Raw genomic sequence first — 20,835 nt, 5'->3', positions numbered from 1 at the left:
GTAGTATCCCAACAGCAATCCGTCGTATCCAGTGCCGCATACGCCTCGTTTTCCGTGCCCTGAAAGCAGGCTGTCGTGACAGTGCCCCTCGAAGTGTCCTCCGTGCGTGCCACCGCTCCGTCCGGTGCGTCCGACGGCGACATCAGCCACGATCTCCGCGCCGACGTGCGCCGGGTCAGTACCCTGCTCGGCGAATCGCTCGTCCGGCAGCACGGCCAGGAGCTGCTCGATCTCGTGGAGCGCGTCCGGCTGCTCACCAAGCAGTCGAAGGAATCGGGCACCGTGGGCGACGCCGGGGAGCGGGCCGCGCTCGCCGGGCAGGTACGCGACCTCCTCGCGGCCCTGCCGATCGACCGGGCAACGGAGCTGGTGCGCGCCTTCGCCGCCTACTTCCACCTCGCCAACGCGGCCGAGCAGGTGCACCGTGTACGGGGACTCCGCACGCGGTCGGAGGAGGACGGGTGGCTGGCGCAGACGGTCTCGCGCATCGCCTCCGACGCCGGCCCGGAAGCGCTCGCCGCCGTCGTGCAGGAACTGGACGTCCGCCCCGTCTTCACGGCACACCCCACCGAGGCCTCGCGCCGCTCCGTGCTCGACAAGCTCCGGCGCCTCTCCGACGTCCTCGCGGAGACCGGTGCGGAGGGATCGCAGCAGCGCCGGCGGCAGGACCGGCGGCTCGCCGAGGTGATCGACCTGATCTGGCAGACCGACGAGCTGCGGCAGGTGCGGCCCACGCCCATCGACGAGGCGCGCAACGCCATGTACTACCTGGGGGACATCCTCACGACCTCCATGCCCGAACTGCTCGAGGACCTCTCTGACCTCCTGGCGCAGCACGGGGTCACCCTGCCGGCCGCTGGGGCGCCGCTGCGATTCGGCTCGTGGATCGGTGGGGACCGCGACGGCAATCCGAACGTCACGGCCGCGGTGACCCGCGAGATCCTCCAGATCCAGAACCAGCAGGCCGTCCGTATCTCCATCCATTTCATCGACCGGCTCATCTCGTCGCTGTCCTCGTCCACGGCGATCGTCGGGGCGTCCGGGGAACTGACCGCGTCGATCGAGCGCGACCTCGCGAACCTCCCGCGGCTCGACAAGCGCGTCCTGGAACTGAACGCGCAGGAGCCCTACCGGCTGAAGCTCACCTGCGTGAAGGCGAAGCTGCTCAACACCGCGGCCCGGGTGCAGAACCAGACGGCGCACGAACCGGGGCGCGACTACCTCGACGCCGCGCAGATCCTCGCGGACCTCGCGCTCGTGGGGGACTCGCTGCGGCAGCACGCGGCGGGCCTCGCGGCCGACGGCGCCCTCGCGACAGCGTCGCGCGTCATCTCCTCGGTGGGTCTCCACCTCGCCACACTCGACATCCGTGAGCACGCCGACATGCACCACGACGTCGTCGCGCAGCTGACCGACCGGCTGGGCGAACTGGACGTGCCCTATCTGGAGCTTGACCGCGAGGGCCGCCTCCGGGCACTGTCCCGTGAACTCGCCTCCCGGCGCCCGCTCGCGACGGTCAACCCACCGCTCGACGACGGCGCACGCCGTACCTTCGACGTCTTCCGTGAGATCGCCTCGGCCCTGCGCACCTATGGCCCCGACGTCATCGAGACCTACATCGTGTCCATGACCCGTGGGGCGGACGACGTCCTGGCGCCCGTGGTGCTCGCACGCGAGGCAGGACTGGTCGACGTCGTCGGGGACGGATCCGGCGGACCGGACTCGGGCGCGTTCGCGAAGATCGGCTTCGCGCCGCTGCTGGAGACCGTGGACGAGCTGCGCGTCTCCGCCGAGATCGTGGACACCCTGCTGTCCGATCCGACCTACCGCGAGGTGGTCCGCCTGCGGGGTGACCTGCAGGAGGTCATGCTCGGGTACTCCGATTCCAACAAGGAGTCCGGGGTGCTGACCAGCCTCTGGGAGATCCACAAGACGCAGCGGCGCCTGCGCGACGTCGCAGCCAAGCACGGCGTCCGCCTCCGGCTCTTCCACGGGCGAGGCGGATCGGTGGGCCGCGGGGGCGGTCCCACGTACGACGCCATCCTCGCGCAGCCCAACGGCGTCCTCGAGGGGGAGATCAAGTTCACCGAGCAGGGCGAGGTCATCAGCGACAAGTACTCGCTGCCGGCACTGGCCCGCGAGAACCTCGAACTCTCCCTCGCCGCGGTGATGCAGGGCTCGGCGCTGCACCGGACACCACGCACGTCCGAGGATGATCGCGGGCGCTGGGCGGAGGTCATGGAGACCGTGTCGGATGCCGCGTTCTCGCGGTACCGCTCGCTGATCGACCATCAGGACCTGCCCGCCTACTTCCTCGCCTCGACGCCGGTGGAGCAACTGGGTTCGCTGAACATCGGCTCTCGTCCGTCGAAGCGCCCCGATTCGGGCAGCGGCCTCGGCGGCCTCCGCGCGATCCCGTGGGTGTTCGGCTGGACGCAGTCCCGGCAGATCGTCCCGGGCTGGTTCGGCGTCGGGTCCGGGCTGCGTGCCGCCCGCGAGGCGGGCCGCGAGGGCCTGCTGTCCGAGATGCTGGAGCGCTGGCACTTCTTCCGCACCGTGGTCTCCAACGTCGAGATGACCCTCGCGAAGACCGACCTGGAGATCGCCGCGCACTACGTGGAGGCGCTGGTCCCGGCGGAACTCCAGCACCTCTTCGGCGTGATCCGGACGGAGTACGAGCTGACGCTCGCCGAGATCCGGCACCTCACGGGGGAGCAGGAGCTCCTCGACGACCAGCCGGTGCTCAAGCGGTCCCTCGCCGTGCGCGACCAGTACCTCGACCCGATCTCCTATCTCCAGGTCGAGCTGCTGCGCCGCGTGCGGGCGGAGGCCGACGGCGGACAGCCCGACGGTCGGCTCCAGCGGGCCATGCTCATCACCATCAACGGTGTGGCCGCGGGGATGCGCAACACGGGCTGACCCGGCTCGGCGGGATTCTGCCGGTGGGTCGGGTCCTGCGTGCCCGGCGTGGGTGCCTCTGCCGGTGCCTGCGCGCCCCTGGTGTACGGTGCGTGCCCCTCTGTCGGTGCCTCCGCGTCCCTGGTCCCTCCCGTGCTCGTCGACCGGCACAGCGTGCTCGACGGAATAGCGGCCGGGAGTGGCCGGTTGCCGCCCATGGAACCCGAACACCGCCGGCAGCGACCGGACGAGCAGGAGGAGCACCATGAAGGCAGTCTTTTACGAGAAGTACGGCGATCCCGACGTCCTGCAGTACGGCGAGCAGCCGGACCCGAAGGTGGGGCCGGACTCGGTGCTCGTCGACGTGCGGGCCTCATCCGTGAACCCCGTGGACTGGAAGATCACCGCCGGGTATCTGGATGCGGCACTGCCCACCTCCTTCCCCGCGATCCCGGGCTGGGACGTGGCCGGAGTCGTGGTGCAGCCCGGACCATCCGTCACCGAGTTCGAGGCCGGTGACGAGGTGATTGGGTACGTCCGCATGGACACCGTGGGGCTCGGCACCTTCGCCGAGCAGGTCGCCGCTCCGGTGCGGACGCTCGCCCGCAAACCGCGGAACATCTCCTGGGCGGAGGCGGCGACCATGCCGCTGGCCGGGCTCACCGCCTATCAGTCGCTGCAGGCCGTCGGTGTCGGTGAGGGTGAGACCGTCCTGGTGCACAACGGAGCCGGTGGCGTGGGGACCTATGCCATCCAGATCGCGACGGCGTGGGGCGCCCGGGTGCTGGCCACCGCGTCCGAGAAGAACCACGAGTTCCTGCGTTCCCTGGGTGCGGAGCCGTTGACCTACGGGGAAGGGCTCACGGAGCGCCTCGCCGAGGCAGCGCCGGAAGGGCTCGACGCCGTCGTCGACTTCGTGGGCGGCGAGGACTGGGTCGCTTCCCTGGAGCACCTGAAATCCCCGGAGCGGATCGCCTCCGTCGCCGACGCCGAGGTCAAGGACCGGGGCGGGCGCTACATCTTCGTCCGCCCGAACCCGGCGGATCTCCTCGCCCTGACCGAACTCGTCGAGGCGGGCAGCGTCACGCCGGTGCTCGCGGAGAGCTTCCCGCTGGAGCGGGCCGCCGATGCCTTCCGCAGCAGCATGGACGGCCACATCCGCGGCAAGATCGCCGTCACCGTCGGTGAGCAGGGCCAGGGGTAGACGCGCCGGCATCCCGAGGCAGCCTGTCGAGGCGCCGCACCCGTCGGGGCGGCGCCTCAGGTGTGCCGGGATCGCCTGTCCCTCGCAGGGCGCGAGCTCGTGGGACTGATCGGACGCGGCCGGTCACAGCACGCCGGCGCGGAGAGCTCAACAAGCGGGAGGGCTCGCGTCCTAGGAGCGTGAGTCCTCGTAGTCGTCGTCGCCCAGCAGGTCGATCGGGTCGCGGAGGGCGTCCTCCTCGGCCCGCAACCAGCGTCGGTAGGCGTGATCGACGCGGTGCCGGCGGGAACCGGCGGTGATGAGGAGCAGGAAGATCGCGAGGGCCGCGGCGAGTGCCACGGCCAGCGAGGGCGGCTCAGCCAGTGCCCGCTCGACGGCGATCCACAGCAGACCCCATGACGTGGCCGCGGCGACCGACAGCCGGCCGCGATCGGTGGAGCAGATGACGGCCGCCGTCAGGAGGATCGCGGCGATACCGACGATCGCCCAGGTGGTGCCCTGCCACTCGAAGAGGTCGAAGCGTCCGGCGGTGAAGAACGCCGCTGCATTCGCTCCGGCCGCCAGCAGCACCCAGCCGAGATACAGGCCGATCGGCGCATCCACGAGCGCTCCCTCCACCCGTGTCTGGGTGGGATGGGAGTTCAGGGTGCGCACGGCTGCCAGGAGCGTGAAGAACAGCAGCATGATGACGACGAGGCTCACCGTGAGCCCGCCGGCCTGGGCACTCAGGATCCATGCGAGGTTCAGCAGCATCGAGGCCGCAACGGTCCAGCCGAGACGCCGTTGGCGTCCGGTGCGCCGCTGCGACGGGAACCACTGGAACACCGTGTAGGCCACGAGCCCCGCGTAGATCACGCTCCAGATCGAGAAGGCCGACGACGACGGCGCCAGGAGCGTCGCGTCGGGGGAGAACAGGCCTCCTGCCGCATCCCTGATCGACGGGCCGCCGAAGGCGCCGACCCCGGCCGCCGAACCCAGGATGCAGGCGATCGCGCACAGCGTCACGGCTGCCTGCCGGACGACGTCGGCGTCCCAGGCGCCGATGTGCCGGATCGTCGCTGTGCTGCCGCGGCGGATCGCCTTCCCCGCGGTGCTGCTGCCTCCGGCGATCGCCATTCCTGCGGCGCTGCTGCCGCGACCGATGGCCTTGCCGGCCGTGGCGCTGCCCTGGCTGATCGCCTTACCGGTAGCGACACCGCTGCGACCGATCGTCCGTCCGGTCACCCCTGCGGCACGGCGGGCCCTCACCGCCGCGACCCGTGCCGCCTCTGCCGCGACCCGCCGCCGTTCGCCGGCGGCCGTGGAGGACGTGCCGTCCGTGGCGCTCGTGTCCGCCGGGATCCGCGCCTTCCCCTTGCCGGCCTTGTCGGCCTTGCCGGCCTTGTCGGCCTTGTCGGGCCTGCCGGGCCTGCCGGGCCTGCCGGGCCTGCCGGGCCTGTGGTCCTTGTCGGCGCTGGCGGCAGTGGCAGCGGTGCGGTCCGTCCTGGCAGTGCCGGCGTCCGTTGCGGTAACGGAGGCGGCGTCGGAGGCGGAGCGCGTGGATTCCGGGGTTCCTGCGCCGGTGGTCGCCGATGTGCCCTTCGCAGGATCGGAGCCGGCGGACCGTGGAGCCGCGGAATCGTCGCTCGTCGCGGGAACGACCCGGGGCTGCGCTGCCTTGAGCCGTTCGAGGACGCTCGCGGTGTCCGAGGGCAGCTCGGGCGCGGGGCTCTCCTGCACGATCCTCGGCGGCCCCGCCGGCTTCTCAGGGAGCGTCGGACCCGGGTTTCTCGGGGTGCTCATTCGTCGTTTTGGCCTTCCGGTGTTTCTTCAGGGCGAGGATTGCCGCCGTGATGGCTCCCACCAGCGTACCGACCGCCATTCCGAGCAGGGCGCTCACCCCCGCGGGCAGGCCCGTGGACGCTCCTGCCACGAACCCCAGGCCCACGAGCCAGGCCGTCCACAGCACGCCGCCGCCGGCGGCAGCGAGCATGAACGGGCGCAGGGGCAGCTCGGCGATCCCGGCGACCGCCACGCTGGCCGTGCGGCCGCCCGGGAGGAACCGGACCGCGACGACGGCCGCGTACGTGGGGGAGCTGCCGGCCTTCTCGATGACGTTGCGCAGCCCGCGGTGGATGGATCGTCCCCAGCGGAACCGGTCGAGGAAGTGCGTCAGCCTGCGGCGGAAGAGCAGGAAGAGGGCGACGTCGCCCACCCAGCTCCCGGCGAAGGCCACGACGACCGCGAACGGGAGGAAGAGCAGGCCGTGCGCCGACATGGTGCCGGCGCCGATGACGAGGAGTTCCGAGGGCACGACGGGGATGATCACGTCCACGACGATCACGGCGAACATGACGAGGAGGTAGAGCGGTGCTGGGATGTCCGTGTCGGGCAGGTCCACCCTGTAAATCTACCGCCCAGCACCCCTGTGTGGACCGCCGTCTCGCGCCCGGTCCGTGGCTATCGGGCGAACTCGGCGAGGCCCAGTCGTGAGGCATAGGCCCGCTCGGTACCGTCCACCGGATCGGTGAACGCGATGCTGTGGGCGAGGAGTTGCAGGGGCCGCGCGTAGTCGTCCGGAGCCTGCGGATGCAGTACGGGGTAGAACGGGTCGTTGATGATCCCCAGCCCGAGAGAGGCCATGTGCAGCCGGAGCTGGTGCGTCTTGCCCGTGTGCGGCTGCAGGCGGTACAGCCCGCGCCCCGCCCGCTCGTCCAGGAGGCTGACGGTCGTGTGCGTGTTCGCGGGTCCCTCCACCTCCTGCGCCAGGAGGTAGGTGCGCGACTTCACGATCCTGCTCCGGACGTCCAGCGGGGCCGTGTCCAGGCCCAGCTCCGGGCGGACGGGCGCGACGGCCCGGTATTCCTTGCTGATGCGCCGGTTCTCGAACAGCAACTGGTAGGCGCCCCGCGTCGCGGGGTCGACGGCGAACATCAGGACGCCCGCCGTCATCCTGTCCAGGCGGTGCATGGGGATCAGGTCCGGCAGGCCGAGCTCCACCCGGAGGCGGACCAGGGCCGATTCCGCCACGTACATGCCGCCCGGAGTGGTCGGCAGGAAGTGTGGTTTGTCGACGACGAGCAGCCGCTCGTCCTGGTGGAGGATCGACAGCTCGACCGGGAGCCGTTCCTCGACGGGCAGTTCGCGGTAGTACCAGACGAAGGTGTGCTCGCCGAGCGGGGTGGTGCGCGTCAGCACCTCGCCTTCGAGCGCCACGACCTCGCCGCGGTCGAAGCGCTTGCCGATGCCGTCGGGGTCGACATGGTCGAAGCGGTCGAGAATGTAGTCGAGGGCCGTCTCCCACGGGCCCTCCGCCGGGAGCCGCAGCCGCGTGGCATTGACGCCGTTGCGCACGGGCAGGGGAGAGCGCATCGCCATCAGGGCGTGACCTGCCCGTGGTGGTCCATCCGGTGGTGACTCATCCCGTCAGGGTAGTGCCGCTCCCGCGGGTGCTTCCACCCGGGGCTGGCAGTGCGGGCAGTAGTAGAGCTCGCGGAGTTCGGTCTCCCTGTCCCCGAGCTGCTCCAGCGCCACGGGCGTACCGCAGCGCAGGCAGCCGCGGCGGGACCGGCCGTAGACCCAGAGCGTGTTGCCGCGGAGCTGGCCCGTGGTCGCCCGGGTGCTGCGGGCCTTGTTCGCCTCCAGCAGCTTCTTGGACAGCTCGACCATGCGCGGCAGATTGGGTACCTCGCCCACGGGGGTCAGCGGATGCACCCCGGCGAGGAAGCACAGCTCGCACCGGTACACGTTGCCGATCCCGGCGAGGTTCCGCTGGTCGAGCAGGGCGAGCCCGATGGGCCGCTCGGGCTGGTCGCGGAGCCGCCGAAGCGCTTCGTCCGGATCCCAGTCCGGCCCCAGGAGGTCCGGTCCGAGGTACCCGACGGCGTCGTCCTCCTCCGCACGCGAGATCACCCGCAGGAAGCCGAGTTCGAAGCCGACGACGACGGCGTCCTCCGTCTCGAGGATGCACCGCGCCTTGAAGGCGGGGCGCCGCCACTTCTCGCCGTGAGCGTAGACGTGCCAGAGCCCCTCCATCTTCAGGTGGGAGTGGATGTCCCAGCCGTCGTCCCCGCCGCCACGGATCAGCAGGTGCTTCCCGCGGGACACGGCCTCCTGGACGGTGTCCCCCGTGAAGTCGACGGTGGCGAACTTCGGCACGCGGACGTCGCAGCGCGTCAGCACCCGGCCCGCGAGTGCCCGGTGCAGTTCACGGGCCGCCCGCCAGACGGTGTCCCCCTCAGGCACGGATCCTCAGTCCCTTCGGTGTGGTGTAGAAACCGGCGTCGGCGAGCGCGCGCCCGATGTCCGTGTCGAGGATCTCGCCGCCGTTCACCTTCTCGAGTGCCATCTTGTCCGCCGCGCCGCGCCGGATGATCAGCACGAGGGCCAGCGCCGCGGCACGGAGGACCAGGGCATCCTCGGTGAACGTCAGGAGGGTCTTGCCGCCCCGTTCGACGTAGAGGGCCAGAGCTCCGTCCACGAGTACCACCAGCGCGCCGGCCTTCCGCCCGGCACGGTGCCCGCCGTCCGCCTGCGGCCAGCTGAGGGCCGCCCCGTAGGGGTTCGCGGGATCCGTGGCGGCCAGGGCGACGGCGTTCAGGGGCGCGGCCTCACCGCCCAGCACGTCCTGGGCCGTGGGCAGCTGGTTGTCGGCGCTGAAGGACCGCAGGCGGTCCACCGTCGCCGGTACGGCGAACTGCGCCGCACCGAGGTGCTCGATGAAGTAGCCGCGTCGGCACCGGCCCATCTCCTCGAGCCGCGCCAGCACCTTGTACATGAGGCCGAATCCGCCCGGGATGCCCTCGTTGCCGACGGCGCCGCGCGTGACCACGCCGTAGCGGTCGAGCAGGAGCTCGGCGGTGGCATGCGCGTGGAGCGTCGTCTCGGCCTCCACCGCGGGCAGCATGTTCCAGCGGCCCGCGGCCAGGGGAGGCGTGGGCCGCTGGTAGCCGCCCGCCCCGCCGTCCTCGGCTGCCGCACTGAGACGCATGGAGGCGCCCGTCAGGGACTTCCCCGGGGCGCGGCCGAGCCGCCCCGCCCGCGAGGTGCGGGCGCGTGCCGGGACGGGGCGCTGCTTGTGGGCCGTCTTCCCGTTGGCCAGCAGCGAGCGCACCGGCGTGAAGGTGTCATTGCTGATGCGGCCCGCCCACACGAGGTCCCACAATGCGGTGACGACGGCGGTGTCCGAGGTGGCCTCCTGGACATCGAGCAGGTTGGTCAGCTGCCGGAGGAAGTAGCCGCCACCGCCGGCCAGCAGATCCATCAGCGCGGAGTGCAGCGACGTGGGCTCGAAGGCCGGGTCGGGGCGCAGCGTGAGGGGTGCGTTCTCGGCCAGGTGCAGGGCGATCCAGCCGTCGTTCCCGGCGAGCGACCCGGCCCCCGACCAGACGACCTCGCCCGTCGCGGTCAGCTCGTCGAGCATGGCCGGGGTGTAGTTCGCCACGCGCTGGGCGAGGATCAGGGGCTCCCACGCCGAGGCGGGGATCGGGACGCCGGAGAGCTGGTCGATCACGGTGACCACGCCGTCGAGTCCCCGCAGGCCCGACCCGATGTGCTGCCAGGCAGGCAGGAACCTGCCGTAGGCGGTCGGGTCGACGGGCTCGACCTCCTGGCGCAGCGCCGCGAGCGACCTGCGGCGGAGGCGGCGCAGCACCTCGACGTCGCACCACTCGCTGGAGGCCGGCGCGTGGAGGGTGATGGTGCCCGGAGCGGCACCCGAGTCCGCGGAGATGTCGAGGACGGGGACCGATTCCGCGGGCCGGAACTCCCCCTCGACCACGCGCCCGGCGCCGGCGAGGCGCTGCAGCGATCCCGTGACGACGGCGACACCGAGGCCCAGCTGGGCCGCCGCCTCGGCGGCGGTGAAGGGACCGTGCGTGCGGGCATAGCGGCCCACGAGGTCGCCGAGCGGATCCGCGACTGGCTCGATGAACGCCAGCGGGATGCCCATCGGCAGGGGGACGCCGATGGCGTCGCGCAGGCGGGCGGCGTCCTCGACGGCGGAGATCCGCTCGACTCCGGCGATGTTCACGGTGAGCGCGCGGTTGGCCTTGACGAGGACGGCGACGTGCTGCCGGACGAGGTCCACCGACGCCGTACCGCGGAGCGGTGCGCCCTCGCCCGGGTCGCCCGCCGCGGCGGGGTCCCCCGCGGTGGCGTCCCTGGCGGTGGCGTCCCCGGCGCCGGCGTCGTCACGGATCGGCGTGGCTCCGGCACCGTCGGCCGGTGCCGTGGTGCCGGCGGGTGCGTCGAGCCGCTCGGCGATCTCCCCGACGGTGAGGGGCCCGAGGATGCGGATCAGGTCGGCGACGCCCTCGAGCCCGCGGGCCCGCCGGTCCGCCTTCAGGCGCTGCAGCTCCAGCTCCGTCTCGGCGATGACCCGGGCGTCGAGCAGCTCGCGCAGTTCCGCGCGGCCCAGCAGTTCGTTGAGGAGGGTCGGGTCGAGGGACAGGGCCGCGGCCCGGCGTTCGGCCAGCGGCGAGTCTCCCTCGTAGAGGAACGAGGCGACGTACCCGAACAGCATGGACCGGGCGAACGGCGAGGGCTGCTGCGTGGTGACCTCGACGATCCGGAGTTCCCGGCGCTCCAGCGACGCGGCGAGGTCCTTCAGCGCCGGGAGGTCGTAGACGTCCTGCAGGCACTCACGCACGGTCTCGAGCACGATCGGGAAGGTCGGGTACTTCTTGGCGACGTCGAGCAGCTGGGCGGAACGCTGGCGCTGCTGCCACAGCGGGGTGCGCTTGCTCGGGTTCTGGCGCGGCAGGAGCAGGGCCCGCGCGGCACACTCCCTGAACCGCGAGGCGAAGAGTGCGGAGCCGCCCACCTCTGCGGTCACGATCCCGTCCAGCTCCTCCGCGTCGAACAGGAAGAGATCGGCGCCCGGTGGTTCGTCGTCCATGAGCGGCACCCGCAGCACGATGCCGTCGTCGGAGGCCATGGCGGACCCGTCCATGCCGTACCGCTGCTCGAGCCGCGCGCCGACGGCGAGGGCCCAGGGGGCGTGCACGGGCATGCCGAACGGGCTGTGGAGCACCACGCGCCAGTCGCCGAGTTCGTCGTGGAAACGCTCGACGACGAGCGTGCGGTCGTTCGGGACCACCTCGGTGGCCTCGCGCTGCTCGGTCAGGTACGTGATGAGGTTCCCCGCCGCCCAGGCGTCGAGACCGATCCTCTCGCACCGTTCCTGCGCCTTCTCGGGCGTGCTCCCGGACATCTCCCGGTTGAAGGCGCCGAGGGCGCGGCCCAGTTCCACCGGCCGGCCGAGGGAGTCGCCCTTCCAGAAGGGCAGTTTGCCCGGCTGGCCGAACGCCGGGGACACGAGCACGCGGTCGTGCGTGATCTCCTCGATGCGCCAGCTCGTGGCGCCGAGCGCGAAGACGTCTCCCACGCGGGACTCGTAGACCATCTCCTCGTCGAGTTCACCGACGCGGCGCCCGCCCGCGCGGGGGCCCTCGCCCTCGGAGCCCACGAGGAAGACGCCGAAGAGCCCGCGGTCGGGGATGGTGCCGCCGGACGTGACGGCGAGGCGCTGCGCTCCGGGCTTGCCCGTGATGGTCCCCTCGACGCGGTCCCAGATGATGCGGGGCCGGAGCTCGGCGAACTCGTCGGAGGGGTACCGGCCGGCGAGGAGGTCGAGGGTCGCGTCGAAGGCCGAGCGGGGGAGGGTGGCGAACGGGGCCGATGCGCGGACGACGTCGAACCACTCCTCGACGTCGATGGTGCCCAGCGCTGCTGCCGCGACGGTCTGCTGGGCCAGGATGTCCAGGGGATTGGTGGGGATGTACAGGGGCTCGATCTGCCCGGCGAGCATGCGCTCCACCGTCACGGTCGTGTTGACGAGGTCCCCACGGTGCTTGGGGAACAGGACGCCCTGCGACACCTCGCCCACCTGGTGCCCCGCGCGCCCGACGCGCTGCAGTCCGCTCGCCACGGAGTGCGGCGACTCGACCTGCACCACGAGGTCCACCGCGCCCATGTCGATCCCGAGTTCCAGGGAACTCGTCGCGACCACGCAGCGCAGGCGCCCTGACTTGAGGTCGTCCTCGATGAGGGCACGCTGGTCCTTCGACACCGAGCCGTGGTGGGCGCGCGCCAGCAGCGGTTCGGCGCCGGTGCTCTGGCCGGCCTGCGCCATCATCTGCGCGGGTGTCGCGGTCGTATGGGCATAGGGCTGGGCGGAGGAGGACGCCGCCGTCGCGTCGGGGGCGTCAGGGGCGTCAGGGGCGTCGGGGTCACCGCCGGCCGCCCACACGGCGTCACGCTCGAGGCGCTCCGCGTGGATCTCGTTGAGCCGCGCGGTGAGCCGCTCGGCGAGCCGGCGCGAGTTGGCGAACACGATCGTGGACCGGTTCTGGCCGATCAGGTCGACGATTTTCTCCTCGACGTGCGGCCAGATGCTGGCCTGGGGCACGGAGTCGCCGTCGTCGTCCCCCGTGGCCACGGCCCCGCCGAGTTCCGTCATGTCCTCCACCGGCACCGTGACCGTCAGGTCCCACTGCTTCTTCGACGGCGGTGCGACGATCTCCACCGGTGCGTTCCCGGAGAGGAAGCGCGCCACCGTCTCCTTCGGCTCCACGGTGGCGGACAGGCCGATGCGCTGCACGGGCTTGTCCAGCAGGGCGTCGAGGCGGGCGAGGGATACGGCGAGGTGCGCGCCGCGCTTGGTGCCGGCGACGGCGTGGACCTCGTCGATGATGACGGTGTCCACCTCCATCAGCGTCTCCCGCGCCTTCGACGTGAGCATCAGGAACAGTGATTCGGGCGTGGTGATGAGGATGTCCGGCGGACGCGTCAGCATGGCCCGCCGCTCGGCCTGCGGCGTGTCGCCCGAACGGACGCCCACCGTGATGCTCGGGGCGGGCAGCCCGAGGCGCTTCGCGGTCTGCGTGATGCCGATCAGGGGCGCGCGGAGATTCCGCTCGACGTCGACGCCGAGCGCTTTCAGGGGTGAGATGTAGAGGACGCGCGTGGTGCGCCTCGGCTTCTTCGGTGGGGCCTTCCGGCCCTTCGCCGGTACCTCGGGGGCGTCCTCGTCGGCATCGCCACTCCCCTCGCCCGAGGCGATGAGCCGATCGAGGGCCCAAAGGAACGCCGCGAGGGTCTTACCCGAGCCGGTCGGGGCGACGACGAGGGCGTTGGAGCCCGCGGAGATCGCGGACCACGCGCCCTCCTGCGCCGGCGTGGGCTCGGCGAAGGCCCCGGCGAACCACTCATGGGTCGCGGGGGTGAACCTCGTCAGCACCGGCGTCGTCACCCCATCATCATGCCCCAGCGCACCGACACTCGGGCCTTCCGCGGATGCGCCGTCCGCCGCACCGCGGGGCTGCCGCGGAACGGGGGTGGCGCGCAGTAGGTTTCGACGAAGGGCTGGACGGAACGGCTGACGGGAGCAGGGCATGACGGCCGGAGCAGGCAGAGCGCAGCGACCGGGAGATGCCGGACACCTGTCGAACAACTGGGTGCCAGTGGCCGCGATCGGCGTGCTCTTCCTCGGCGGGGCGGTCGCCGCGGTCCTGGTCGACGGCGACACCGGCCGGATCGCGGCCTATTTCGTCGTGAGCACGCTCGTGCTCGTCCTCGTGACGGCCCCCTGGCTCATCCGTCACCCGCCGGCGATCAGCGCCCGGACGGGCGCCTACCTGGTCCTTGCCGTCGTGGTCGAGCTCGGGGCGCTGCTCGGCGGGGCCGTGGCGGCGTTCCACGGCCTGGGTGCGTGGGTGGTCCTGGGGATCGGCCTCGCGATGTACGGGCTGCTGGAGCGGGGGCGCGTCATGGTGACCGCCGGGGTGGCCACAGCCGTCCTCGGGCTCGCGTCGATCGTCGCCGACCGGCCGTGGCTGACGCTGGTCCTCGCACTGTCGACCGCCGCGCTCATCGGCTTCGCGGCGTGGCGCCTGCGGGAGACGGGCCGGCAGCAGCCGTCGAACCGGCCCCGGGGCGGCCCTCCTGCAGCAGCTAGGACGCGGGCTGCAGTGTTCCCACCCGCATGAGCACGATCGACGCTGCCGAGCACGCCGGGATGTCCTGCGGCAGGACGAGCGAGTCGGTCGCGCCCGGGGGGTACACGCGTACACCCGCGGCCTGCGTGATGCCGCAGTCCGCCCCGTAGTTCTCGGCGTTGGTCTGCTGGAGGGTGGTGCTCGCGGAGGCTCCCGGCGCGAGGGTGACGGCGGCCGCCGCCGTCCCGTCGCGCTCCGCGGGAGCTCCGATCTGCGTGCCCGCCGCGTCCACGTAGGAGACGCCCGGGTACCCCTGGACGGTGCACTCCCGGTCGGAGGCATTGGTGAGGACGAGTGTGCGGTAGACGCTGCCCGCGGCACCGCCACCGAGCTGGTCCTCCACCGCACCGGTCAGCTGCGCCGCCGTGCAGGGACCACCGGCGGTCGGCACGGCGACCGAGGGGCTCGGTGAGGCGGACGGCGACGGGGCGTCGCCCGGGGCAGCAGACGCCGACGGCGTTGCGGAGGCGGGTGCGGTCCCCGTGGGACCCGGTGCGGCGGAGGGGGCGGCGGATGGGGCTGTGGACGGTGCAGTGGTCGGGGCGGCCGAGGGGATGGCGGACGCGCCTGCGGTTCCGGCGGACGTCGCCGCCGTCCCGCCGTCGGATCCGGAGGCGGTGCAGCCGGTCACCGCCGCCAGTGCCCCGGCGGCCATCACGGCCGCGATCCAACGCTTGCTCCCCAGCAGAGTAGTCATTCCCTCACCCTACGTCCGGGTGCGGCAGCCGCCGAGGGCGCGGGCGGGGCGTGGTGCGATTGTTACCGGACCGGCCTTCATTCGTGGTGGTAGGACCGTCCGCCTGCGATTTCCTGCGCGCGGTACACCTGCTCCGCGAGGATCAACCGGACGAGCTGGTGCGGGAAGACGAGCGGGGAGAGGGACCAGACGAAGTCGGCCCGCTGGTGCACCGGCCGGTCGACACCGTAGGCACCGCCGATGATGATCGTGACACCGCGGGAGGACTCGAGCGGTGCGAGGAGGGTTCGGGACAGTGCGGGCGAGTCGACGGCCGTACCGCGTTCGTCGAGCAGGATCACGAAGTCCGAGCCGAGCCTGCCGAGCAGCCGCTCGGACTCCTCCTTGCGGGCGGCGTCGTTCTCGCGCGCCGAGTGGGAGATCAGCTGCCAGGAGAGATCGAAGGGCTTCTTCAGCCGCTTCGCGTACCGCTCGATCCCCTCGGACACCCAGCTCTCGTGCTTGCGGCCCACTGCGAGCACCCGTATTGCCATGCGTTCAGGCTATCGCGGGCGCCCCGGCGGCAGGACTCGGGGTGCGCGGACGGCCGTGATGGTGCGCCATAGGCCGACGACGACGACGAGGGCGCCGGATGGCGTGCGGCGGGGCCGGGCGTAGGGTGGGAGGCTGACGAGAGGAGCACCCCATGAAGAAGATCCTCATGGTTCTGACCAGCGTTTCCGAGATCGGCGACACCGGGGAGAAGACCGGCTACAACGTGGCCGAGGCCGCCCATCCCTGGAAGGTCTTCACGGACTCCGGGCACTTCGTCGATTTCGCATCGATCCAGGGCGGGCAGCCTCCGCGCGACGAGGTGGACACCTCGGATCCCGTGCAGGTCGCCTTCACGGAGGACGAGACCACGCGTGCCGGTCTCTACAACACGGCCCGCGTCGACGTCGTCGACCCCGCCCAGTACGACGCCGTCTACCTCGTGGGCGGGCACGGGACCATGTGGGACTTCCCGGACAGCGAAGGTCTCCAGAAGCTGGTGGCGAGCGTCTACGACGCAGGCGGCCTGGTCGGAGCGGTCTGCCACGGGCCGGCCGGGCTGGTGAACGTGGAGCTGGACAACGGGTTCCGCCTGGTCGAGGGCCGGAAGGTGGCCGCCTTCACCAACGACGAGGAGGTCGCCGCGGGCAAGGACACGGTCATCCCCTTCTTCCTGGCGGACCGGCTCGAGGAGCAGGGCGCCACCCACGTGTCGGCGGATGTCTTCGAGGAGAAGGTCGTGGTCGACGGCCGCCTGGTGACCGGCCAGAACCCGGCGTCGGCAGCGGGCGTCGCCAAGGAGATGGAGAAGCTGTTCGCGGTGGTCATCCGGCAGGAGAAGGCCGAGGAGCAGCATGAGACGGAGACCCTGCGCGCCGAGAAGGACGCCATCAAGGCTGCCGCGGCCGGCGACGGGGACTGACGCCGGCACTCCTGGCCGGGGACGCGAGCCGGTGGGCGCCGGGCCGGGCGTCGATCGTCGTCGTGCCCGCCCCTTCCGGTGGTACGGATCGGGGCGGTAGCGTGACGGCGTGATCATCCCAGCCAGCTCCCAGACCACCGCGGCGGTCGCGGATCACTACGACGAGCTCGATCCGATCTACCGAAGGGTATGGGGTGAGCACGTTCACCACGGGCTCTGGACCACGGGTCGCGAGTCGCCGGCCCAGGCCGTCGACGCGCTCAGTGAGACGGTCGCCGATCGACTGCACCTCCGGCCCGGGGAGGAGTGCGTCGACATCGGCTGCGGCTACGGATCGACGGCCCGGCAACTCGCGGCCTCCCGCGGCGTCCGGGTGACCGGCTTCACGCTCTCGGCCGGGCAGGCGGAGTATGCCGCATCGCGTCCCATGGACGGCGTCGACGTGCGGCTCGGTGACTGGCTCGTCAACGGGTTGGCCGGAGCCTCCGCCGACGCCGCGTGGGCCATCGAGTCGAGCGAGCACATGGAGGACAAAGCCGGGTTCTTCGGCGAGGCCCACCGCGTGCTCGCTCCCGGTGGCCGCTTCGTCGTCTGCGCCTGGCTGGCCGAGACCGGCGCCGGCGGGTGGAAGGTGCGGCATCTCCTCGAGCCGATCTGCAGGGAGGGCCGCCTGCCCTCCATGGGTACGCGCGAGGAGTACGAGGCGCTGGCGGAGGCGGCCGGCTTCACGGTGATCGGCTACGAGGACGTCAGCCGCAGGGTCGCACGCACCTGGACGATCTGCGTCGGCCGGTTCCTCAAGGCCCTGCTCGTCGACCGCGAGACGCGTCACCTCGCCGCCCGCGGACGCAACCGCGTCTTCATGCTGAGCCTTCCCCGCCTGATCCTGGCCTACCGCACGGGTGCGATGCGCTACGGCATCTTCACCCTGTCGAAGACGGGCCAGGACACCGCACTGTGAGTCCGGTCCTCTCCGGGCGGACTCGCCGGGGGAGCCGCGGCGTCCGCTCCGCGGGTCCCCGGGCGAGGGTTGATGGTCCGGCCGTGCCGGACGGCGGAGGCCGGGTGTCGGGTGTGCCGCTCGCGGACGCTTCCGTCACCGATGTCAGGGCGTCTGCTTCCCGGCGGTGACCTGCTCCTCCGCGAGAGCGACGCCGGCGAGGGCGCTTGCCCGCGCCAGGACGTCGAGCTGCGCCGGGTTGTAGAGGGCCGCCAGCGATTCGACGACCGTGTTCCGGGTGACCTCCACGCTCTTGGACAGGTGCTTCCCTGGCTCCGTGAGCCATGGGTAGTCCCGGAGGGCCTTCGCGATGGTCGGCGCGTAGCGCTCCGCGAGTTCTGCACGGGCTGGCTCGTCGGCGTCAGGCGCCAACGCGTCGAACTCCCTGCCCGGCGACTCCGGATCCTCCCGGATCATGGTCCGCAGGTCCTGCATCGCCTCGTGGTCGTACAGCTGGGCGTAGATCAGCATCAGCGACTGGTCCGGCTCGGACAACCAGCGTGCCACGTCCTCGAGACCCGCCGGGACGCCGGTCACCGATGAGCCCTGCAGGATCGCCTGGATCTCCGCCCTGGCGCGCTGCAGCCTCTCGATGCTCGTGGCAAGGTCCGCGTCGATGGCCCTCAGTGCCTCGGAGGAGGAATGTCCGTCGAGGGTCACCTCGTCGATCTGGTCGAGCGGCACGTCCAGGTCCCGCAGCCGGCGGATCTTCAGGAGACGGACGAGGTGCCGGACCTCATACTGCTTGTAGCCGTTGGACATCCTGTCCGGCTGCTCGAGAAGCCCGACCTGGTGGTAGTGACGGACCGTGTTGACCGTCGTCCCCGCCAGTTCGGCGATCTCCCGCGTACTCCACGCCATGCTCGTCCGTCCTTCCGCGATCGCGCCACGCCCGCCCGTCCGTCAAGTATCGCCGTCACCAGCCGAGGAACCCCACGAACCCGGTCGCGAGGGCCGCGATGACGCCGGTCCACAGGAGGATGGCGATCGCCTGCCAGAACAGGACCCGCTCCGTCCGGACCCCGGATGCTGCGAAGAATGCGGCGGTGAGCTGCGTGGGGAGCGCCAGCGGGGCGAGGAGACTCGCGCCCGGCACACCGAATCGGGAGAGCCAGCCCTGCAGCCGGCGCTGACCCTTGGCGCGCCGCTCCGACGGGGCGCGGGATGCAGGATCCGTCGGAGCGCCGTCGTTCCCGCGACCGGCCACGACTCTCTCGCGGACACGCGCACTGATGGTCACGACGGCGAGCACGCTCAGGAAGTTGCCGATCATCGCGGCGAGCGCCGCCACCACCGGATTGATCCCAAGGATGATGCCGATGCCGGCCGCACCCTCACCCTCGATATAGGGGACCATGCCGGCGACGCCGACGCCGAGCGGCTGGACCAGTTCGGGCAGCTGCTGCACCCATTCCCTGATGGCTTCGCACGGGTTGTCCACGGTGTTCTCCTTCGTCCCTTCCGGCAGCGGACGCTGGTTCCTCCGCCGCACCCACCACGTTCTCTTCGTGGCGTCACGAGCGTCGTGCCGGGCTGGATTGTTCCAGGTGCTCACCAGTGAAGAGGCTGTGCCCGGAACAAGGTCAAGGCGCCCGGATGGTGCGGTCGGTCACGGTCCGCACGTCGGCTCGAGCCGGCCGTTCCAGCGCGCCCGTTCCGGTGTGCCCGGGCCGGGGTGAGGAGCGCGGGCGACGGCGTCGGGGGCATCGCCCGGGTGACCTTCCACGTCATGCCACGGGGTCCTCCATGGCTCACGCCGACGATTCGTCAGGACGCGTCCGCGGACCTGCCAGTCCGGCGGCTGGTGATCCTGAAGCGGACAGTACGTTGGATCATGACCGGGTACCCGTGCAGGACGAACCCCACCAGCAGGAGGTGGAGAACCCCTTGGGGGTGCCCCGTCGCTGCAGCGACAGCGGCCACCACCACCGTCGCAGCAGCACCCAGGAGGTGGGCGGTCTCCGACTGCTCAGTTCCCCGGAGGTAACGGGTGAGCATCGACGCTCCACTCTCCGCCGTGCGCATCCGACCGATCATCCGGTTCCACCCCACCGCATCCAGGACCCGCCGCACCAGGTCGGCACCCAACCAGGCGTAGAGCCGTGGTTCGTAGGCCCGCACCCGGTAGCGGGTCCGGCCGACGTCGACCAGGGCTGGGCCCGTGAGCAGTGCCATGAGAAGGAAGCCGCCCTGTACCGTCACAGCGAACACGGGATGGTCGGGGCCGATCGCGAACCAGCCACCCACCGACAGGGTGAGACCGATGGTGAGGCCGATGATCGCAGACGGGATCTGCTGGTCACGATCCGCCGTCATACCTGCCGGAGGCCTCCCGTCAGTCCTGGCGCAGCGCGATGATCGCCTTCGCAACGCATACGACGGCCATGAGCCCGATGACGCACGTACCCAGGATCGTGGACCAGGTGCCAACGGTGGGCACCGTCATCACGAAGGCCAGAGCGAGCATGGCGCCGGCCAAGCCGTAGATCAGCGCGTCGCGCAGGGAACTGCGCGTCCGCGATCGCGGTGATGACTGCGGTTGTCCGTTCGTCCCCCTGGTCATGCTCCTGACTCTACCGAGTCGTCGTTCCGTCAGCTCGTCAGGGCGGTGCGCTGCGAGACCCGGATCGGACCGACCGCCGTCATGAATTCCCCGACCGAATCGGACGACGTCACGACGAGCCCCGCACCGTCAATCATCAGGAGTCGAACGGCACATCAGGAGCCCGACGAATGGGAAGAACTCCCGAATCATGTGATGGTCGCCACTGGTTCCCCCGTACCCACAACCGTCGATTGTTCCGACGAGCCTGCCGTGGAGGTGGAGCCACTCACCCGGGCACCCGATGAGTTCCTGCTGCCTGCCGCGTCTACCGTGGACGGGTAGACGATCGAACAACGCAATGGAGGTATCCGATGTCACGGGAACTGGTATGGACGGGATTCATGTCGCTGGACGGAGTCGTCGATTCACCGGGCGGTGTCGAAGAGGGGCACCGCGGTGGCGGATGGGTGCTCAGTACCGAGTTCCTGCCCGAGGCCTTCGCCCTCAAGGGTGAGGAGTTGGAGGAGACGACGGCGCTCATGTTCGGGCGCCGGAGCTATGAGGCGTTCGCCCCGGTCTGGGCCGGCTCCGAGGACCACGCGGTGTACAAGGACCTCCCCAAGTACGTGGTCTCGACCGGTCTGGAGGAGCACGCGCTTGTCGATGGGTGGGGCCCGACGGAGATCCTGCGCTCCGTCGAGGACGTCGCCGCACTCAAGCAGGGCGACGGAGGTGCGATCTTCGCGCACGGGAGCGCCGAGCTCGCGCGGGCTCTGGCCGAGGCCGATCTCATCGACCGGTACAACCTCCTGGTGTTCCCCGTCCTGCTGGGTGCAGGCAAGGGACTCTTCAGTACGGTGGACAGGAACCGGCAGCACCTGCATCTGCGCGAGTCCGAGGCCTACCCCAATGGCGTGGTGAAGGCCGTCTACGACGTCGTCCACTGACGCGAGCGCGTGCCCGCTGGGCGTCCAGCGCTGCTTCGTCCCGTTCCGCGCAGCAAGAAGGCCCCGGTTCCCCTGCCTGCAGGGGAACCGGGGCCTTCTCAGGTGGCGGTGACG

Annotated in this window: 17 protein-coding genes; 6 read left to right on the top strand and 11 right to left on the bottom strand. The window is 71.2% G+C overall.

The features are described from left to right. Window positions 1-102: 102 nt before the first annotated feature. Window positions 103-2,919, top strand: a complete 2,817-nt coding sequence (ppc, locus tag ASF21_RS00395; RefSeq protein ID WP_055768822.1) for a phosphoenolpyruvate carboxylase — start codon at window positions 103-105, stop codon at window positions 2,917-2,919. A gap of 244 nt (window positions 2,920-3,163) precedes the next feature. Next, window positions 3,164-4,102 carry an NADP-dependent oxidoreductase gene (locus ASF21_RS00390; RefSeq protein ID WP_055765285.1) on the top strand — a complete coding sequence of 313 codons (939 nt, stop codon included), beginning with the start codon at window positions 3,164-3,166 and terminating at the stop codon, window positions 4,100-4,102. 171 nt (window positions 4,103-4,273) lie between these two features. Here ASF21_RS00390 and ASF21_RS17085 read toward each other — a convergent pair whose 3' ends face one another. The 5 genes from ASF21_RS17085 to ASF21_RS00365 are packed head-to-tail and all read right to left on the bottom strand — an operon-like array spanning window position 4,274 to window position 13,478. Further along, window positions 4,274-5,884 carry a TspO/MBR family protein gene (locus ASF21_RS17085; protein ID WP_200914759.1) on the bottom strand — a complete coding sequence of 537 codons (1,611 nt, stop codon included), beginning with the start codon at window positions 5,882-5,884 and terminating at the stop codon, window positions 4,274-4,276. Next, entirely contained in the window at window positions 5,847-6,482 is a 636-nt protein-coding gene (locus ASF21_RS00380) for a DedA family protein (RefSeq protein ID WP_055765282.1), read from the bottom strand. The genes ASF21_RS17085 and ASF21_RS00380 overlap by 38 nt, the downstream gene beginning before the upstream one ends. Before the next feature lie 59 nt (window positions 6,483-6,541). Further along, entirely contained in the window at window positions 6,542-7,453 is a 912-nt protein-coding gene (locus ASF21_RS00375) for a pseudouridine synthase (protein WP_055768818.1), read from the bottom strand. Between the two features lie 54 nt (window positions 7,454-7,507). Continuing rightward, window positions 7,508-8,326, bottom strand: coding sequence for an Fpg/Nei family DNA glycosylase (locus tag ASF21_RS00370; RefSeq protein WP_055765280.1), 819 nt, complete (start codon window positions 8,324-8,326; stop codon window positions 7,508-7,510). After that, window positions 8,319-13,478 (bottom strand): DEAD/DEAH box helicase, encoded by a 5,160-nt coding sequence (locus ASF21_RS00365; RefSeq protein ID WP_082471128.1) that lies wholly within the window; start codon window positions 13,476-13,478, stop codon window positions 8,319-8,321. The genes ASF21_RS00370 and ASF21_RS00365 overlap by 8 nt, the downstream gene beginning before the upstream one ends. Between ASF21_RS00365 and ASF21_RS00360 the strand changes: the two genes are divergently transcribed. Next, window positions 13,477-14,070: a hypothetical protein gene (locus ASF21_RS00360; protein WP_055765274.1), complete on the top strand. Its 594-nt coding sequence runs from the start codon at window positions 13,477-13,479 to the stop codon at window positions 14,068-14,070. The two genes, ASF21_RS00365 and ASF21_RS00360, sit on opposite strands and share 2 nt — an antisense overlap. Here ASF21_RS00360 and ASF21_RS16650 read toward each other — a convergent pair. Both ASF21_RS16650 and ASF21_RS00350 read right to left on the bottom strand, forming a co-directional pair. After that, window positions 14,036-14,776 carry a DUF4232 domain-containing protein gene (locus tag ASF21_RS16650; RefSeq protein WP_157365689.1) on the bottom strand — a complete coding sequence of 247 codons (741 nt, stop codon included), beginning with the start codon at window positions 14,774-14,776 and terminating at the stop codon, window positions 14,036-14,038. The genes ASF21_RS00360 and ASF21_RS16650 overlap by 35 nt on opposite strands. Before the next feature lie 77 nt (window positions 14,777-14,853). Beyond that, the gene (locus ASF21_RS00350; protein WP_200914758.1) at window positions 14,854-15,309 is read right to left on the bottom strand and encodes a 23S rRNA (pseudouridine(1915)-N(3))-methyltransferase RlmH; all 456 of its coding nucleotides are present in this window, start codon (window positions 15,307-15,309) and stop codon (window positions 14,854-14,856) included. A 152-nt stretch (window positions 15,310-15,461) separates the two neighbouring features. On the opposite strand from ASF21_RS00350, the gene ASF21_RS00345 reads away from it, so the two are divergent. Further along, entirely contained in the window at window positions 15,462-16,229 is a 768-nt protein-coding gene (locus tag ASF21_RS00345; RefSeq protein ID WP_055765263.1) for a type 1 glutamine amidotransferase domain-containing protein, read from the top strand. 109 nt (window positions 16,230-16,338) lie between these two features. Beyond that, window positions 16,339-17,190 (top strand): SAM-dependent methyltransferase, encoded by an 852-nt coding sequence (locus ASF21_RS00340; RefSeq protein ID WP_055765261.1) that lies wholly within the window; start codon window positions 16,339-16,341, stop codon window positions 17,188-17,190. A 144-nt stretch (window positions 17,191-17,334) separates the two neighbouring features. On the opposite strand, the gene ASF21_RS00335 is transcribed toward ASF21_RS00340, so the two are convergent. From ASF21_RS00335 to ASF21_RS00320, 4 genes are all read right to left on the bottom strand, one after another. Continuing rightward, a complete protein-coding gene (locus ASF21_RS00335) occupies window positions 17,335-18,090 on the bottom strand; it encodes a MerR family transcriptional regulator (RefSeq protein ID WP_055765259.1) in 756 nt (251 codons plus the stop codon). Between the two features lie 55 nt (window positions 18,091-18,145). Beyond that, on the bottom strand, window positions 18,146-18,670 hold the full coding sequence (locus ASF21_RS00330) for a hypothetical protein (RefSeq protein ID WP_055765256.1): 525 nt from the start codon (window positions 18,668-18,670) through the stop codon (window positions 18,146-18,148). 326 nt (window positions 18,671-18,996) lie between these two features. Continuing rightward, window positions 18,997-19,545: a hypothetical protein gene (locus tag ASF21_RS00325; protein ID WP_055765253.1), complete on the bottom strand. Its 549-nt coding sequence runs from the start codon at window positions 19,543-19,545 to the stop codon at window positions 18,997-18,999. Window positions 19,546-19,564: 19 nt separating this feature from the next. Continuing rightward, window positions 19,565-19,792: a hypothetical protein gene (locus tag ASF21_RS00320; RefSeq protein ID WP_055765250.1), complete on the bottom strand. Its 228-nt coding sequence runs from the start codon at window positions 19,790-19,792 to the stop codon at window positions 19,565-19,567. 353 nt (window positions 19,793-20,145) lie between these two features. Here ASF21_RS00320 and ASF21_RS00315 point away from each other — a divergent pair, with 353 nt between their 5' ends. Continuing rightward, a complete protein-coding gene (locus ASF21_RS00315) occupies window positions 20,146-20,721 on the top strand; it encodes a dihydrofolate reductase family protein (protein ID WP_055765247.1) in 576 nt (191 codons plus the stop codon). Window positions 20,722-20,835: the final 114 nt, after the last annotated feature.

Origin of the sequence: Arthrobacter sp. Leaf234 (genome assembly GCF_001422665.1) — a bacterium.
GTDB lineage: Bacteria > Actinomycetota > Actinomycetes > Actinomycetales > Micrococcaceae > Arthrobacter_D.
Note: the sequence above shows the minus strand (reverse complement) of the source record. Positions and strands in the feature narration are given on the sequence as shown.

Coding starts and splice junctions, on each gene's coding strand:
- ASF21_RS00390 (WP_055765285.1), top strand. CDS start 3,164: ATGAAGGCAGTCTTTTACGAGAAGTACGGCGATCCCGACGTCCTGCAG.
- ASF21_RS17085 (WP_200914759.1), bottom strand. CDS start 5,884: ATGAGCACCCCGAGAAACCCGGGTCCGACGCTCCCTGAGAAGCCGGCG.
- ASF21_RS00375 (WP_055768818.1), bottom strand. CDS start 7,453: ATGCGCTCTCCCCTGCCCGTGCGCAACGGCGTCAATGCCACGCGGCTG.
- ASF21_RS00360 (WP_055765274.1), top strand. CDS start 13,477: ATGACGGCCGGAGCAGGCAGAGCGCAGCGACCGGGAGATGCCGGACAC.
- ASF21_RS00365 (WP_082471128.1), bottom strand. CDS start 13,478: ATGCCCTGCTCCCGTCAGCCGTTCCGTCCAGCCCTTCGTCGAAACCTA.
- ASF21_RS16650 (WP_157365689.1), bottom strand. CDS start 14,776: ATGACTACTCTGCTGGGGAGCAAGCGTTGGATCGCGGCCGTGATGGCC.
- ASF21_RS00350 (WP_200914758.1), bottom strand. CDS start 15,309: ATGGCAATACGGGTGCTCGCAGTGGGCCGCAAGCACGAGAGCTGGGTG.
- ASF21_RS00345 (WP_055765263.1), top strand. CDS start 15,462: ATGAAGAAGATCCTCATGGTTCTGACCAGCGTTTCCGAGATCGGCGAC.
- ASF21_RS00335 (WP_055765259.1), bottom strand. CDS start 18,090: ATGGCGTGGAGTACGCGGGAGATCGCCGAACTGGCGGGGACGACGGTC.
- ASF21_RS00325 (WP_055765253.1), bottom strand. CDS start 19,545: ATGACGGCGGATCGTGACCAGCAGATCCCGTCTGCGATCATCGGCCTC.
- ASF21_RS00320 (WP_055765250.1), bottom strand. CDS start 19,792: ATGACCAGGGGGACGAACGGACAACCGCAGTCATCACCGCGATCGCGG.
- ASF21_RS00315 (WP_055765247.1), top strand. CDS start 20,146: ATGTCACGGGAACTGGTATGGACGGGATTCATGTCGCTGGACGGAGTC.